Consider the following 16,813-nt stretch of genomic DNA (forward strand, 5'->3'; position numbering starts at 1 on the left):
ATTGGCGTTAATTTTAAAAATTTAGATTATGAGAATGATTTATAAAATAGCGAAGACCGAGTTACAGATGTTGTTTTATTCGCCCGTGGCTTGGTTAGTGTTGATCATATTTACTTTTCAATGTGGTCTTATTTTCACGGGTACAGTTACTATGATCGAGAAACAACAGGCGATGGGGTATGATCCCTCGTATATCAGTTCTAATCTTTTCAGCAGGTTGTTCGGAGAAGTGTATAGGTATTTTTTCCTTTATATTCCTTTGCTGACGATGGGATTGGTGAGTAAAGATCTTGCCGGGGGAACGATGAAGCTGTTGTATTCATCGCCCATGACGAATGCGCAGATTGTTCTCGGGAAGTATTTGTCGATGGTGCTTTTTGCCCTTGTGCTGGTGTCCATTTTGGTCGCGTATATGATTTTTAGTTTATTCACGGTGGAGCATTTTGACGTGTTGCAGATTTTTACTGGGATTTTGGGGTTCTTTTTATTGATATGTACTTATGCGGCTGTGGGGTTGTTTTTCTCGACATTGTCTTCTTACCAGATCATCTCGGCTGTGGCAACATTGGTATTTTTGACGTTCTTGAATTACGTGGATCGGATTTGGCAAGATGTTGATTTCGTGCGGGATGTTACTTTTTGGTTGTCACTTCCCAGACATGCCTGGACGTTCATTAGTGGTATGATTTGTAGCGAGGAGATCGCTTATTTCATCACGTTTCCGGCGATGTTCGTGTGGTTTTCTATTGTGCGTCTGTCTTCGAGAGTACAAAGAAGCTCGTGGGTGCAAGGTTTGATGAAGTATGCGGGTGTTTTCCTGTTAATGGGGCTTATCGCGTACGTGAGTTCCCGTCCGGCATTGATGGGATATCTTGATATGACGCGGGAGAAGAGCCTGACATTGACGCCTCATAGTCAGGAGATCGTGAAGAAGCTGAATGGCGGGTTGACGATCACAACTTATAGTAACTTGCTGGATGATGATTTTATGAAAGCTCTTCCGCAGTATCAAAATAGTGACATGTATCAGTTCCGCGAGTATCTTCGTTTTAAGCCGGAGATCAAGATGAAATACGTGTATTATTACGATTCGGTGATGAATACTAAAGAGAAAGGGTTCTTGTCGGATTTGCCGATGGAGAAGCGGGCAAGGCAGATTGCCGCCTCGTTCAAGATTAAGTTTTCGAGGTATTTGAATCCGGAACAGATCAAACAGATTATAGATCTAACACCAGAAGATAATCGTTTCGTGCGGCAGGTGGAACGGGAGAGCGGTGAGAAAATGTTTTTACGGCAGTTTGATGACATGATGCGTGATCCGGGCGAGGCGGAGATTTCCGCCGCGTTTAAGCGGATGGTGATGGAGTTGCCTACCGTGGGATTCCTGACGGGACACGGTGAGCGGAATATAAATCGTTACCGGGATCGTGATTACGCGAGTTTCGCTCAAAATAAACGTTTCCGTTACGCTTTGTTGAATCAGGGATTCGACGTGAAAGAAGTGATGTTGAACGAGGATGTTCCCGCATTGATAAATATTCTGGTGATTGCCGATATGCAGCAACCGTTGACCGGAGAGGAGATGGAACGTTTACAGCGATATATAGACCGGGGGGGCAATTTGTTTATTGTGGGTGAGTCTGGTAGGCAAGCCCTGATGAATCCATTGGTGGAACAGTTCGGGGTCGAGTTTGTCGAGGGGGTGCTGGTGAAACCTACGGAAGATTTCCAACCCGACTTAGTACTATCGCAACCTACGGAAGAGGCGAGGGAGTTGTCTTATTTCTTCGGGACGATGAAGGATTGGAGAATGAGTGCCACTATGCCGGGGGCTACGGGATTGACGTATTCTACGGATAAAGGATTTAAAGTGATGCCGATATTGCTGACAGATTCCACGGGAGTATGGAACGAGTTGGAAACGACGAATTTTATTGACTCGACGGTTTGCTATAACCCGGCGAGAGGAGAGGTGGAACAACAATACACGACACTCTTGGGATTATCGCGCCCGATGGGGAAACGTGAGCAGAAGATCGTAATCCTGGGGGATGCGGATTGTATTAGTAACGTGGAGTTGTTTAAGCCCCGCGAAGGAATAGAAGGTGGAAATTTCTATATTATTCTCGGGTCTTTCCAATGGTTGTCTGACGGGGAGGCTCCGGTAGACGTGCGCCGTCCGAAATCGATCGATAATAAGTTGTTCTTGGGTAAAACCGGCGTGGCTGTAACCGGGATCGTGTTTAAGTGGATGGTGCCGATTGGCTTGTTGCTGGCAGCTATTTTTGTATGGTTTAGAAGAAGAGGAAGATGAAAGAATTGGAAGAATCAATTGTAAGAGTGGAACACTTGTCTCATCGATACAGTGTCCAATGGGCTATTCGGGATATAAATTTCGAGATCACGGAGAATGGGATATATGGTTTGTTGGGTTCAAACGGGGCTGGTAAGTCGACCACGATGAATATCATGTGCGGTGTGTTGAAGCAGACGGAGGGGGAGGTTTATGTCAAGGGCGTGAGTATGCGTGATGATCCGGTGTCAGCGAAGCGCCATATTGGTTTTTTGCCCCAGAAGCCACCGTTGTACGGGGATCTGACGGTGGAGGAGTTTTTGACATTCACGGCGAATATCCGCCGTATTCCGGGGGGGGATGTAGATCGTGCGGTGAATGAAGTGATGGAGCGTTGCGGGGTGAGTCATTTCCGACGGCGTTTGATTCGCAACCTGTCGGGAGGTTACCAGCAGCGGGTGGGGATCGCGCAGGCGATCATCCATAACCCGGCTTTCGTTGTGCTGGACGAGCCGACGAATGGCTTGGACCCGAACCAGATCATCGAGATCCGTCATTTGATCAAGGAGATCGGGGAGGACCGTACGGTGATTCTCTCGACACATATCCTGTCGGAAGTGCAGGCGACGTGTGATTATATCCGCATGATCGAGGAGGGGCAGGTGGTATTCTCGGGCACGGTGGAGGAATTTGACAATTATATCGTGCCGAGCACGATCTTCGTGACGCTGGCATCGATGCCGTCAGTGGAAGAGTTAAAGGTGCTTCCCGGCGTTGTGGGGGCGGAGAACACGGGTGGGATGAATTACCGGGTGAGTTTCTCGGATTCTCGCGAGGCGATCCTGAAGATCGTGGAGACGAGCGTGGCCCGAAACTGGCAGTTGCTTGAGATCCGGGCGGAGAAGAGCTCTATGGATAGCGTGTTCGCGGAGTTGTCAGCCAAGAGTAAGAAACATTAAAATGGTGAGTTTATGAAGATGGTTTTCAAAATAGCGAAGATGGAGTTGCAGTCTTTGTTTTTCTCGCCGGTGGCGTGGTTGTTGCTAGTGATATTCGCTTACCAGGTGGGGATGATGATGTCCGATTTGCTGGAAGGGATCGTGGTGAACCAGGCGATGGGATACGGGGGTGGAAGGGTAACAAGTATATTCGGCAGGTTGTTTGCGGGGATGCAAGGGTATCTTTTTTATTATGTTCCCTTGTTGACAATGAACGTGATCAGTCGGGATTTGAGCGGGGGAACGATAAAGTTGTTGCAGTCGGCACCTTTGCGAAGTGTTCAAGTCGTTGTAGGGAAATATCTGGCTTTGATAGCATTCGGCTTGGCGATGATGGGTGTACTACTATTTTATGTGGTGTTCGGTTTGTTCACGATCGAGAATATGGATGTGCCTTACGTGCTGGCCGGGATACTTGGTATTTACTTGTTATTGTGTGCTTATGCCGCAATAGGATTGTTCGTTTCCAGTTTGACCTCTTATCAGGTTGTTGCTGCCTTTGGGACATTGTTTGTCTTGATGATTCTGAATTACGTGGGAATGTTGTGGCAGAATTACGAATTCGTGCGGGACATTACTTACTGGTTGTCTATGCAGGGGAGAGTGGGAGAGTTTATCCGAGGATTGATTTGCAGTGAGGATGTGCTTTATTTTCTAATCGTGATCGGAATGTTTTTGACGTGGACGACACTTCGGTTAATCAATCGGGTGCAGCGGCGGGGCTGGACGACACGTTGGGGGGCTTACCTAGGGGTTTTCGTGCTGGCAATGGGGATCGGGTACTTGAGTTCCCGCCCCACGTTGATGGGATATTATGACGCCACGTACACGAAGAGTAATTCTTTAAGCCAGAGTAGCCAGGATATTATCGCGTTGTTAGATGGCGAGGTTACCGTAACGACTTACACGAATGTGTTAGACCAGGATTTTTGGGAAACACTACCAGAGAATATAAATCAAGATAAAGAAGTGTTGCGTCCTTATGTCCGGTTTAAACCGGATATGAAACTCCGGTACGTGTATTTTTACGATAATGCGAATAATAAGGAGCTGGACGAGCAATACCCGGATATGAATGACGGGGAACGGGCGGAGCGAATCTGTGAAAATTACGGGCTGCCTTTCTCCATTTTCCGGTCACCGGAGGAGATGAAAGGGATAGAGGATTTGAGTGGTGAAGGGAATAGGACGATACGCGTGATCGAACGGGAGAATGGGCAAAAGGCGTATTTGCGTTTCTATTATCACGGGGGATGGAGAAGTTATCCCATGGAAAGCGAAATTACCGCCACGTTTAGGCGTCTGGTGATGGAATCTCCCACGATCGGTTTTCTCGCCGGGCATGGAGAACGTAATATTTACAAGGAGGGAGACCGGGAGTTTAAACGTTTTTCCAGTGATAAGGATTACCAAGGGGCGATGATTAATCAAGGGTTTGATATTAAGGAAGTTTATGCAAGGCAGCCCATTGGGGATGATATTGATATACTCGTGATATCGGAATTAAGATCTTCCTTGAGCGAGGAGGAGAAGAGGAACCTGGATGCCTATATCGCTAGGGGAGGAGATCTATTGATTCTCGGTGGTCCTGAAAGGCAGGAGTTGATGAATTCTATCGTCAAGCCGTTCGGGGTTCGTTTTTTGCCGGGAAGGTTGGTGCAGCCGACGAGAGATTTGCAGGCAGATTTGATACAAGCTTTACCTACAGATGAGGGGATAAAGCTTTTTCCGGGACTGAATATGATCCGTGTTTACGAGGGATGTGTGGCATTTCCGGGGTGTGTCGGGTTGGAGTACATGCCTGTCGAGGGAATGAGGTACGCATCTTTGCTCGTGACGGATTCCGTGGGATGTTGGAACGAGATGGACACGATCGATTTCGTGAACGATACAGTGGCATATAACCCGGAATGCGGTGATAGGGATGGGATTTTTACCACTACTTTGGCAGTAAGCCGTAAGGTGAATGGAAAGGAACAACGGGTTGTGGTTATCGGGAATACGGATTGTTTCAGTAACGGAGAATTGGCTACAGGGAGAAGGGAGGTCCGGAATTTTGCAAACATATTGCTTCGTTCCAGTTTTTACTGGTTGTCTCACGAGGAGCTTCCTATTCGCATATCTCGGGAAAAACCGATAGACCGGAAGTTGTATATCTCGGAGCCGGCAATGGAGGTCTGGAAAATCGTGTTTATGGTTATTGCCCCGGTTATTTTGGCTCTTGCCGGAATAGTTATCTGGCTTCGCCGGAAGGGGCGATGAATGGCTTGTTCCCGAAAAGAAGAAATTAGTTTTTTCTATAAAAAAGTAATACCAAGTGAATGTTCGAGTATTCTTTAGATAGTTATGGATAAAGATAGAATATATACAATATTGGATTTATTTCTTAAATCTTGGTCGGGAACTCTCACTCTTCCGGAAAAGGGGAAATTGAACGAGTTGCTGGCTGATCCGGAATGGGACCAGTTGAAAAGAGATTTGGAGAATGATCGTTTTATAATGGGGCGATTTAAAGAACACGAGAAGTATAATACCGTTGCCGATTTTTCTATTTTCTTGAAACGAATCAGGAGAAAGCAGAAATTGAGACGTGTGAATAGAAGATTGAGGAGAGTGGGATATGTTGCCGCTTGCGTTCTTGTATTCGTAACGGCGGGTTGGTTGTTATCGAAAGAAGACAGCAAGTTTTCTTCGCTCGGGAGTAAAGAAAATATGGTGATGGAGCAACAGATGGCGGATCGGAATAGTGTCCGTTTAGTGTTACCTAATAACCAGGTTGTCGCTTTATCCAAGAAGGCGGAGATTATTCCGATTTCGCATCTGGATTCTATAGGCGTATCCCGCTCCTCGGGGATGCCGACGCTGGATTACTCGCGGTTGAAAAATAGTGTGTTGTCAGATTCCATTCAATACCACACGTTGATCGTTCCAACGGGAAAGATGCAATCGCTTGTTTTGTCGGATGGGACACGGGTAACAGTTAATGCCAAGTCTACTTTGAAATACCCGGTTGTATTCTCGGATTCGCTCCGGGAAGTGTACCTGGAGGGGGAGGCTTTATTTGAGGTTACAAAAGATCAAGGTAAACCTTTTATCGTTTCTGGAAAAGATTTTGAGGTGGATGTTTTAGGTACGGTTTTTAACGTGATGAGTTATGACGAGGAACCGATGTCCCGGATCACTTTGATAGAAGGGAACGTGAGAACAACTGCGGGAAAGGTGTCTGTTTTATTGAAACCCGGGGAACAAGCTTCTATATTGCCGGAGCAGATTCACGTGGAAAAAGTGAACACGGATGCTGTTGTTGCCTGGGTGGATAGGAAGATTACTTTTGACTCCGAACGATTGGATTTAATAATGAGGAAAATATGTCGCTGGTATAATGTGCAAGTTCTTTATGAAGCTCCTGTTATGAGAGAACGGTGTTTCACGGGTGCTTTATTGTGTGATCATCCGTTGGAAGCTTTTCTGGAGTGGATGAGTACGACGACAGATATGCAATTTGTATTGAGTGATGGATTAATTACAATTAAAAACATTAAAAATCAATAGCTGGTAATTCCTAACCTATAAATCTAACATACAAATGATGATGAAGCCCGCGCAAGCAATGTGATGGGACACGAAGTAAAGCGCGGGTTTCATTTTTTATGAATCTAAAACTAATCTACATGAAAAAAAAGAAGTCTAATTTGCTGATGAAGAAGAAAATCGGTATTGTGTTTATTCTGTTTTTCGTTCTTCAGTCTTTCAACATCGGGATTTGCCACGCGCAGTCTGCTAATGAACCGCGGTTGACCGTGGAATTTAAGGAGACCCCTTTTGTCGATGTGCTTAATTACATTAAACGGCATACAAAGTATGAAACTTTGTATAATAATGAGGAGATAAAGAAGATTCCGGCCGTGACGCATCATTTTAAAGCTGTCTCTTTGTCCGAGGTTCTTCGTCAATGCCTGGAGGGAACGGAATATACTTTTCGTTTTTTCCAAAGTATGATCGTAATCCAGAAACGGCAGAAAACGATAGAACCTGTGACGTTGCGTGGCAAAGTATTGGATGAAAGAGGGGAGGTATTACCGGGTGCGACGGTTGTCGTGCGTGGAACGAACATCGGGGGAAGTTCCAATAACCAGGGAATGTTCGTGTTCAATCTGCCTAAAATGGATACCATTTACTTGCTGGTAAGTTTCGTGGGATACGAGACTCGGGAGGTGGTGATGACAGATTTTAACCAAGAGGTTGTTGTACGAATGAAACCGGACACGAAGGAAGTGGATGAGGTGGTGGTGACGGGATATGGAAACGTGAGAAAGACCAGTTTCACGGGTAATTTTGTGACCGTGAAACGGGATGAATTGTTGAACGTGTCCAAAACGAACGTGATAAAGGCTTTGGAAGTTTTCGATCCTTCATTCCGTATCAAGACGAATAACCAGTGGGGATCAGACCCAAATGCTTTGCCTGAAATGCAGATTCGCGGGCAATCAAGTATCGGGGTCAAAGATTTAGACCGGAATTCTCTGTCAAAATCCGCGTTGGAAAATAATCCTAATCTGCCGATTTTTATTCTTGATAATTTTGAAACGACGATTCAGAAGGTGTATGATATGGACCCGAACCGTATTGAAAGTGTTACGATATTGAAGGATGCCGCGGCAACAGCGTTGTACGGTTCCCGTGCGTCCAACGGCGTTGTCGTGATTACCACTGTGGCACCCCAATCAGGAGAAGTGCGAGTAACGTATAATATGGTAGGGACAGTATCTATGCCGAATTTGCACGATTATAACCTGATGAATGCAAAAGAGAAACTGGAAGCGGAGGTGGCATCCGGAATGTATGATATTTCTGACTTGCCACTATGGATAGGTGTGATGAGGCTAGAAGAGTATCAAGCTAAATTGGAAAATGTTATCGAAGGGGTGGATACTTATTGGTTGAGCAAACCGTTGCGTTCGGAGTTTAATCACAAACATAGTTTATACCTGGAAGGGGGAAATAAAGAATTCCGCTATGGTATAGATTTTAGTTATAACAATGAAAACGGGGTTATGAAGGGTTCGTACCGGGATCGTATTGACGTGGGGTTCTCTATGTTGTACACGACTCCGAAAGTTCAGGTAACCAATAAGATCACGTATGGTGTGACGAAGGAAAAAGAATCTCCTTATGGTGATTTTTCAACTTACACGAAATTGTTGCCTTATGAGAAATACAGGGACGAGGATGGTAAGATGTTACGTCACTTGAATTGGTCGCAGATTATGGCTAATGAGCGTATAAATCCTTTGTACGAAGCTGAACTGGGGAGTTATGATAAAGGGAAAACGAATTCGTTAACCGATAACTTAAGTGTCAATTGGTATATAAAGCCTACTTTATGGGTTAGGGCAGAGGCTAGTGTATCCCAATCGATAAATAAAAGAGAAAAATTTGTTGATCCTTTGTCGGTATATAATAATTTGCAGCACGGGGATGATAGGAGTTATGTAGGCAGTTTGACCAAGTCGGATAGGGAATCTATTTCCTGGGAGGGGAAATTTACAGTTTCTTATAATGAGTCCATATTAAATCATAACATAAACTTATCCGGTGGAGTCGAAGTCCGGACTTCTAAAAATAATTCCAATTCAGGAACCTATAAAGGATTTCAATCCGCTGAATTCTCTTCGCCGGAGTTTGCTCGTGATATGCCTTATAAACCAAGTTTTAGTGAAACGCAATCGCGTTTGTTTGGGGTGTATTTTAGATTGAACTATTCTTACCGGGATATTTATTTGGCTGACGCCACGATCCGGTTTGATGGGTCTTCTGAATTCGGTTCAGATAAAAGATACGCACCATTTCTGTCTGCCGGTGTCGGTTTGAACATACACAAGTATCCTTTTATGGAGCAGTTCGGTTTTATCAACCACCTGAAGGTGCGTGGTTCTTTCGGGCAGACTGGTAATGTGAATTTCTCTCCTTACGCGGCAGTCCCCTCTCACGTGATCGATACCGATGAATGGTATGTGTCCGGTCCGGCTACTAGTTTAATGCTTACGCGGGGAAATCGGAATTTGAAGTGGGAAAAGACAAATAAACTTGACATGGGATTTGAGTTAGGTGTTTTGAGGGACTTGGTATATCTTGAATTCTCTTGGTATAATGAAGTGACAAACGGTTTGATTAATGATGCTTCATTGCCTAGTTCAACGGGATTTACCACGTATTTGACTAATGTCGGTAAGGTGGAGAACCGGGGGTTCGAGTTGCAACTTAGAACTCAATTGCTTCGGACTTCGGATTGGTATGTGGCTGTTTATGCTAATATGGCTCATAATAAGAATGTAATAAAGGAAATATCCGATTCCCAAAAAGCTTATAATGATGCGGTAAACGAGTATTATAATCAAGAGATAAGGAATTTTTGGGATGAAGATAAACCGAATCTGAATCGAGTTATGACGAAGTACGAGGAAGGACAGTCTCTTTCGGCTAAATACGGATTGAAGTCTTTGGGTATCGATCCGGCAACCGGAGAGGAATTGTATGTTTATCGTGACGGAACTGTCGGTTACGAGTGGAGGGCAACGGAGATGCAGAATATCGGAGATGAACTTCCGTGGGGAACCGGTGCCTTCGGGATGAATCTGCGATGGAAGAATTTTACGCTTAGTACGAGTTTCACCTATAAGTTCGGAGGAGATTTTTATAATGAGACCTTAATCCAAAAGGTTGAGAACGCACAAATAAAGACTTTTAATGTTGACCGTCGAGCTTTGACTCAACGTTGGCAAAACTTTGGTGACGTGGTGATGTATAAGGATATAAAAAGCGAGAGTCAAACCACCAATCCAACTTCCCGTTTTATGCAACGCGAGAATATTTTGGAATGGAATTCAATGACTATCGGGTACGAGATCGGGAGCGATAAATTGAAGAAATTCGGTATAGACAATGTCCGTTTTGAAGTGGGTACGAATGATTTATGGCGACTTTCCACGGTAAAGGCGGAACGCGGCTTGAGTTACCCGTATGCCAACTCGGTGAATTTTTCCGTGAATGTTAGATTCTAAAATGCGATAAAGATATGAAGACAATAAAATACATTATGGGTTTGTTGGTTGCTTTCTCGATGACCGGTTGTAATGATTGGTTTGACGTGAGTCCGGAAACTCAAATTAGCAGTGATGATTTGTATGCTACCGGGAACGGATTCAGGATGCAAGTGAACGGTATTTATAAAAGTTTGTCTGCCCAAAATCTCTACGGTAAGGAATTGACGTGGGGGTTAGTGGATGTGTTGGGACAATATTATATCAAAGAAAATTTAGATCAAGTTTACCAGGATGTGAACGACCGTTTGTATGAAACGAGCGATGTACTTTCTTTGACAGATGCTATTTGGTCCGGTATGTATAAGGTAATCGCGGATTGTAATAATATTATCGAACATGTGGAGAATGCTTCTAACAGCATATTTGAAAACGGGGAAGGGGAGAAATGTAAAATACACGGGGAGGCTTTGGCTATGCGGGCTTTTATCCATTTCGACTTACTTCGGTTATTTGCTCCCTCGCCTGCCCAAAACGAGAATGGGAAATGGATCCCTTACGTGAAAGATTCTGAATCCGTGATTAATAACAAGATGACGGTGAAGCAGGTGTTGGAAAATGTAGAGCAAGATTTGTTGGAGGCACATTCGCTTATGGTTCAATGGGATTCTGTCGTTTCTTATAGTAAAAGTTATCGCGAGGAAGTGATTTGGATGTGGGTCGTGATGGGTGGATATTGGAAAAGTTGGAGTGACGAGAGTGAATACGCGGAGTTTTTCGGACATCAACGTTCCCGTATGAATATGGTATCCGTGAATGCTCTCTTGGCTCGGGTTTATGCTTACATGGGCGAGAAGAAAAAAGCCTATGACGTGATTGAGGAAATGTTGAAAATGGGAGGACGTTGGGAAGAGTGGAGATTCGATCAAATGGATTATCTTCCGGCGGGTGAATGCCGATTATTGGGTGATGTGATTTTTAACCTTTATAATAAACAGGCCGGTGAATATTACGCGCCTTATTTAACCTCGGAACATCCTCTTTACTTGAGAAATATAACTCAAGTATTCCCAAGCCGGAACCAGATTGACGGTCGGTTTGAAAAATTGTTGATGAGAATAGGTTCGGATTATGTATCAGTCAAGAATAGAAGGACGAATTCGGATGTTGCCTATTTGCCAGTGATCAGAAAAAGCGAACTGTATTATATAAAAGGGGAATATCTGGCTTCCGTGGGGAGAGTGGATGAAGCAGTTGAATTGTTACGGAAAGTAAGAAGTGCACGGGGAGATATTTCAACGGACGATTTGAATTCAATTACCACGGAAGCGGGATATATACAGGCCATGTTGGCGGATGCCCGGAAAGAGTTTATCGCGGAGGGACAGTCTTTCTATATGTTCAAGCGTTTAAACCTTCCTGTCTTTGATGGCAAGCAGAATATTGATTTTAGGAATAATAATTATTTACCTGTACCGAAGAGTGAGGAAAGTGCTTTTTAAGTCTTTTAATTTTAAATAGGTAGAAATGAGATATATAGTTTTTATACTGGTATTCGTGTCTTTTCTTGGGGCTTGTTCCGAGGATAAATTTACGACTTACGATTCAGATAGATTTGTGTATTTTACGAAAGGGATAACGGCGGATAGTATTACCGAATCGTTTTTCTTTTACCCGGGAGAAGATACGCATGAGATAAAGTTGGAGCTGGCATTTGCCGGAATGCCTGTGGAAGAAAATATGGCTTACCGCGTAGACGTGGACGAGACTTTGTCTACTGCCGTGAAAGGAACTGATTTTGATTATGAACCGGATCAAACGTGGGAAGCCGGTAAAGAAAAGGATACCCTCGTGATTAAGTTGATTAAAACGGCAAAGTTGGGGAATCAGATGGTACGGGTGCTATTGAAGTTGACACCGACGAAAGATTTTTCTTTAGGACCGGTGAATAACACGAGAAGTCAACGGTTGTCGTTTACTTCTAAAGCGATAGCTCCTTCCTGGTGGACATCCGATATAGTCAAGTACTATTTGGGTGAATATAGTGATGCCAAGTATGCCAAATTTATAGAGGTTACCGGTATCAGTGATATGAGTGATATGGGACCGACGGAATTGAGGTATTACGCTCTGAAGCTGAAGTACCATTTAGTGGAAATGAAAAATGCCGGTACTCCGGTAATGGACGGAGACGTGGAAATGGCGGTTCCTATTGTTGGATAATTAATTGCTAATATTATGAAGATACAAAATTATATATGGGGTGTATTTGTCGCGATTTTTCTTTACGGATGCTTTGAAGATAAAGGGAATTACGACTATTCGGAAATGCCTACCGTTTCCGTGGTGGATTACGTCACGAATGAAGAGGAATTCGGGAGTTTCTGGAATTTGACAGTAGGGGATGTCATAAAGGTTGCTCCTGTATTGGAATACACGGGCGATTCTACAGCATTAGCATTAAAGTTTGAATGGGTTGTGGAGAGTCGCGTGACAGATGAGGTGAAGTCGCTTGGATTTGGGAGAGAATTGGAATGGAAAACAGATATGGGCGGTTTTTTGAGCCTGCATTTATTTATAACGGATACGATTACCGGATACCAGATTGTTGACAGTGAGATTAGTATGTACCCAACGGATAATAATTCAATGTCCGAGGCGTGGATCGTGTTGTCGGAAATAGACGGAAAATCTTGTCTTTCCGTGTTGGAAAATGTGAGTGGTTGGGAAAATGACAACTACGTGACACGTTTCCGGGAATTGAAAGATTATTACACGAGTCAGAATGGCGGTGTGGAATTGGGAGGTTCGCCCGTGAAAGTGATGAATCACTGGCTGCAGAATGGTAGTTCTTCTTCGCCTGGAATGATATTGATACTTCAGAACGGGGGAATCGGTCCGGTCTATGTAAGTGATCAGGATTATAAAAGGACCTTGGATTTAAAGGATGATTTTATAAACGGCATGTTGCCTAATGTAACTTTTAAAGATGCCGTGGCTAACTCGAAAAGCCATGTTTTATTGGCAACAAACGGAGATTTGTACTTGAAAGCCGTGGAGCATTTGGATGTTTGGTTTGCCGGTAAATATATCGATGTGCCGGTGGCTATAGAAGGAGGAATGAAGATTGACCGTTTGATACGTATGTCTTACCAGAGAGTGGGTTTCACGGGCACTTTTGCTATTGACGGTTTGAACCATCGTCTTTTGCATATCGCGGATGACAATTCATTGGAATATTACGGGAATTGGGGTGATGCCAATGCTATTAATGTTGTTCGAACGGAACCGACCGAAGGTATCACGCTTGCTATGGATAACTTGAAAGACGTGGATATTATTTACGCCGGCTCATACGTGGGACGCCGGCAAACGGAATGGGGATCGGATCAGAGTTCGGATTTGTTTATGTTCTACAAGGATAATAGAAGCGGAAGCGAAACGGAGGGATTGTATTGTATCCATACGTTCAGATTAGGTTCGGATGACGAAACTTGGGAATTGAGGGCGTATCCGAAAATAGAGAGGGCATTCCCTATCGGTTTCCAGAACAGAATCAATAGTGATGGTGCGTATTTTGTTTCTCCTCACGGGGATTTGGAGTTTTTCTTCTTTAGTAGTGGCGCGAACAATGGAGAGTTGTGGGGTTATATTTTCAGGGGTTCGGGTGGAACCGATCCGATAAAGTTATTTGATTTTGAAGGAAGGAAAATTGTGAAAATAACATCGACGGATACGGGAACCGGCTCAAGTAGTAGCGGAATGGATTTGACCGTTGCTTTGGAAACCGGGGAAATTTATATGTTCACGGTAAATAATTCCCATTTTGCAACAGGAGTAACTCCTAAATGGCAATCGACAACCCGTTTGGGTAAGATTGTCGATATGCGTTATGAAGGGGGGGCTAATGAGGCAATTTAATTGATTTTATAGTGAAGGGATAAATTTTCCTTTCTTCCTCCCCGTTGTCGTTGGAATCTTCTTCGGCAACGGGGATTTTATTTTAGATTCTTACCACACGGGGTCCCGCTAAAAAAAAATAAAGTTTTAAGATTTTAGAATAGTACCAAAGTTCAATTCAAGTATTCACATTAATGATAGGAGAGAAATGTGGTGTTGCGAGAGGAATGAATTATGATGAACAAGCGAATTGAGACAAACGAGCAGAACAGGGCAAGGGAAGATTATTTACGCTTGATAAAATTGAAAAGTTTAAAAGGAATAAAGATGGTAAACTTTGATTCTATTTTACCGGGCATTAACGGCAAAGACGAGAGATGTTGGGAACAGCTCTACACCTCTTGTTATGCAGCCATGTGTGTTTACGTGGAATCGATTGTCAAGGACATGGATAGTTCGAAGGATATCGTGCAGGATTTGCTGGTGAGCCTTTGGCATTCCGACGTGCAATTCGCTTCTTCCAAAGAGTTGATGGGATACCTGTACAAGTCGTTATACCATAACTCTTTGGTATATATTCGTAACAAGAAAAAAAGAGCCTCTATCCTGGATAAAATCGACAAGGAAAAAGAGGAAGAAGATTTTTCCAAAGATTTCCTGCTCGACACGGTGCAGGAAGAAATTGTACGTTTACTCTACCTGCATATCGGCGATCTGCCCCGTATGAGGAAACAGATTATCAAATTAAGCATAAGTGGTTTTTCCGGAAAAGAGATTGCCGATAAACTGGGTATCAGTGTCAACACGGTGAAAGTCCAGAAAAATAAAAGTATTAAATACCTTCGCGACCGCTTGATGCACCGCCGTAGAGAGTTGGATTTGTAGTTAGAGTGTTAAATTTAAGAATTTCCTAACAATTCGTTTGGAAAATACAAAATAATGTTATATATTTACAGGGAGCGAGGATAGAAACGGAAGAGGAGAATTTGGTTTGAATTAGTAACTTTAAAAAAGAAAAGAGATGAAAGCTAAATGGAATCAAATGGTAATCGTAGTCCTTCTACTGGTTGTTATCACGAGCATCGTTGTTTACACGTGGATAGGGATAGCGGAGATCATTCATTATTTTGATCACGTTGCGTACGAGTCAATCACAACCGTGAGAATACTCGGTTTGTGACGGGGTGAATAGGAGTAGCCGGTATAGAACCCGGTAGACATGGTAAACTAGGGATATTTACCGTGTGGGGGGATAAGTGGTGAATAAATTTATTGTAAAAGTGTTAGTATCGGATCACTCCAACGACTTATAGGGGCTGGTGAATATTTTCTTGTGTTCGATTTCAAAATACGTATTTTTATCGCGGGAGTAAAGTTTTTTGGTTTCTCGGATATTGCAGGTATATTACCCCGGTAATATCCTAGTCTTATCCGTGTTTCCCGGCTTTCAACTATTGATGAAGTATTGATCAACTATTGACTAACTATTCTTTAACCAATAGTTGATCAATAGTTGATTAATAGTTAGTCAATACTTAAGAGCCGGGAAACACGGATAAGACTGGGAGGAATGTTATTCAAGTGTAATATTGGTCGTGAACTATTATGAACTTGTTTCGTGTGAGTTTGTCCTGTATTTTTGTATTATTAAATGAATTTGAATTTAAAAATACGAATGATGAAGGTTGGACGTTGGTTGCAAAATTTACTCTTTATCGCGCTATGCGGGTGTTCCGGGGGCGGCGGTGAGGAGAATGTGCCCTTGCCGGAGGAGCTGGAGGGACCGAAAGTACAAATAACATTGAATTGCGGTATTGATTCCCGTGCCACGGAAACGAGTTTCGAGGCGGGAGATCAAGTGGGATTGTTCGTCGTGAACTATAACGGCACTTCCGCCGGGGTGTTGCAGAACTCGGGAAATCATGCCGACAATGTGAAGTTTACTTATTCTTCCGGGTGGACCCCGGAGCGGGAGATCTATTGGAAGGATGAAACGAGCAAGGCTGATTTCTATTGCTATTACCCGTACACGACGGTAACGGATGTTTCGGCGTACAAGTTCACGGTGAACGCGGACCAGTCGACGGAAACGAATTACAAGGCTTCCGATTTCTTGTGGGGGAAAACTGGGGGCATTGCTCCGACAGAGAATGCGGTGGATATAACTTTGAAGCATATGTTCAGTTGTATGCAGATCAAGGTGGCTCCCGGCAAAGGGTACACGGCGGAGGAACTGGAGAAAGTTGTTGAAAGCGTGACGGTGCACGGTGTCAGAAACGAGGCTTCCATCAATTTGGCAACGGGAGTGGCGACCGCCGAGGGGGCGGAAAAGGTGATCACTCCTTGGCGTGATGGTGAATACTACAAGGCGTTGATTGTACCGCAATCGGTCAAGGAGGTCGGTTTGATTGTTGTTCTTATCGGGGGAAAAGAGTACGCGTTGAAGAAAACTTTTACTTTCGAGACGAACAAGCGGTACCCGTTCACTGTTACGGTGGACAAAACGAATAACGGTATTAACGTGGGGATCGGGAACTGGGAGGAAGACGGTGTCGATCATGGCGGTGTGGCTGAATAATTAA

The 16,813-nt window shown here is 43.9% G+C and carries 11 protein-coding genes; all 11 read left to right on the plus strand.

What is annotated here, in order from left to right; genetic code table 11:
* Positions 1-28: 28 nt before the first annotated feature.
* The 11 genes from A3CY_RS0102030 to A3CY_RS0102080 all read left to right on the plus strand — a co-directional run bounded on the left by A3CY_RS0102030 (position 29) and on the right by A3CY_RS0102080 (position 16,809).
* Positions 29-2,314 (plus strand): Gldg family protein, encoded by a 2,286-nt coding sequence (locus tag A3CY_RS0102030; protein ID WP_018336223.1) that lies wholly within the window; start codon positions 29-31, stop codon positions 2,312-2,314.
* A gap of 5 nt (positions 2,315-2,319) precedes the next feature.
* Positions 2,320-3,252 (plus strand): ABC transporter ATP-binding protein, encoded by a 933-nt coding sequence (locus A3CY_RS0102035; protein ID WP_026207209.1) that lies wholly within the window; start codon positions 2,320-2,322, stop codon positions 3,250-3,252.
* A 12-nt stretch (positions 3,253-3,264) separates the two neighbouring features.
* The gene (locus tag A3CY_RS0102040) at positions 3,265-5,553 is read left to right on the plus strand and encodes a Gldg family protein (RefSeq protein ID WP_018336225.1); all 2,289 of its coding nucleotides are present in this window, start codon (positions 3,265-3,267) and stop codon (positions 5,551-5,553) included.
* 84 nt (positions 5,554-5,637) lie between these two features.
* Positions 5,638-6,843 (plus strand): FecR family protein, encoded by a 1,206-nt coding sequence (locus A3CY_RS0102045; RefSeq protein WP_018336226.1) that lies wholly within the window; start codon positions 5,638-5,640, stop codon positions 6,841-6,843.
* 119 nt (positions 6,844-6,962) lie between these two features.
* Positions 6,963-10,352 carry a SusC/RagA family TonB-linked outer membrane protein gene (locus A3CY_RS0102050; protein ID WP_018336227.1) on the plus strand — a complete coding sequence of 1,130 codons (3,390 nt, stop codon included), beginning with the start codon at positions 6,963-6,965 and terminating at the stop codon, positions 10,350-10,352.
* 14 nt (positions 10,353-10,366) lie between these two features.
* Positions 10,367-11,833 (plus strand): RagB/SusD family nutrient uptake outer membrane protein, encoded by a 1,467-nt coding sequence (locus tag A3CY_RS0102055; protein ID WP_026207211.1) that lies wholly within the window; start codon positions 10,367-10,369, stop codon positions 11,831-11,833.
* Positions 11,834-11,858: 25 nt separating this feature from the next.
* Positions 11,859-12,554, plus strand: a complete 696-nt coding sequence (locus A3CY_RS0102060; protein WP_018336229.1) for a DUF4843 domain-containing protein — start codon at positions 11,859-11,861, stop codon at positions 12,552-12,554.
* A 15-nt stretch (positions 12,555-12,569) separates the two neighbouring features.
* Entirely contained in the window at positions 12,570-14,252 is a 1,683-nt protein-coding gene (locus A3CY_RS0102065; RefSeq protein WP_018336230.1) for a PKD-like family lipoprotein, read from the plus strand.
* 306 nt (positions 14,253-14,558) lie between these two features.
* Positions 14,559-15,116 carry a sigma-70 family RNA polymerase sigma factor gene (locus A3CY_RS0102070; RefSeq protein ID WP_026207212.1) on the plus strand — a complete coding sequence of 186 codons (558 nt, stop codon included), beginning with the start codon at positions 14,559-14,561 and terminating at the stop codon, positions 15,114-15,116.
* Positions 15,117-15,252: 136 nt separating this feature from the next.
* Complete coding sequence (locus A3CY_RS22810) at positions 15,253-15,411, plus strand: hypothetical protein (protein ID WP_018336232.1); 159 nt, start codon at positions 15,253-15,255, stop codon at positions 15,409-15,411.
* Positions 15,412-15,906: 495 nt separating this feature from the next.
* Positions 15,907-16,809: a fimbrillin family protein gene (locus A3CY_RS0102080; RefSeq protein WP_169503546.1), complete on the plus strand. Its 903-nt coding sequence runs from the start codon at positions 15,907-15,909 to the stop codon at positions 16,807-16,809.
* The last annotated feature ends 4 nt before the right edge of the window (positions 16,810-16,813 follow it).

This window comes from Butyricimonas synergistica DSM 23225 (assembly GCF_000379665.1).
Classification (GTDB): Bacteria; Bacteroidota; Bacteroidia; order Bacteroidales; family Marinifilaceae; genus Butyricimonas; species Butyricimonas synergistica.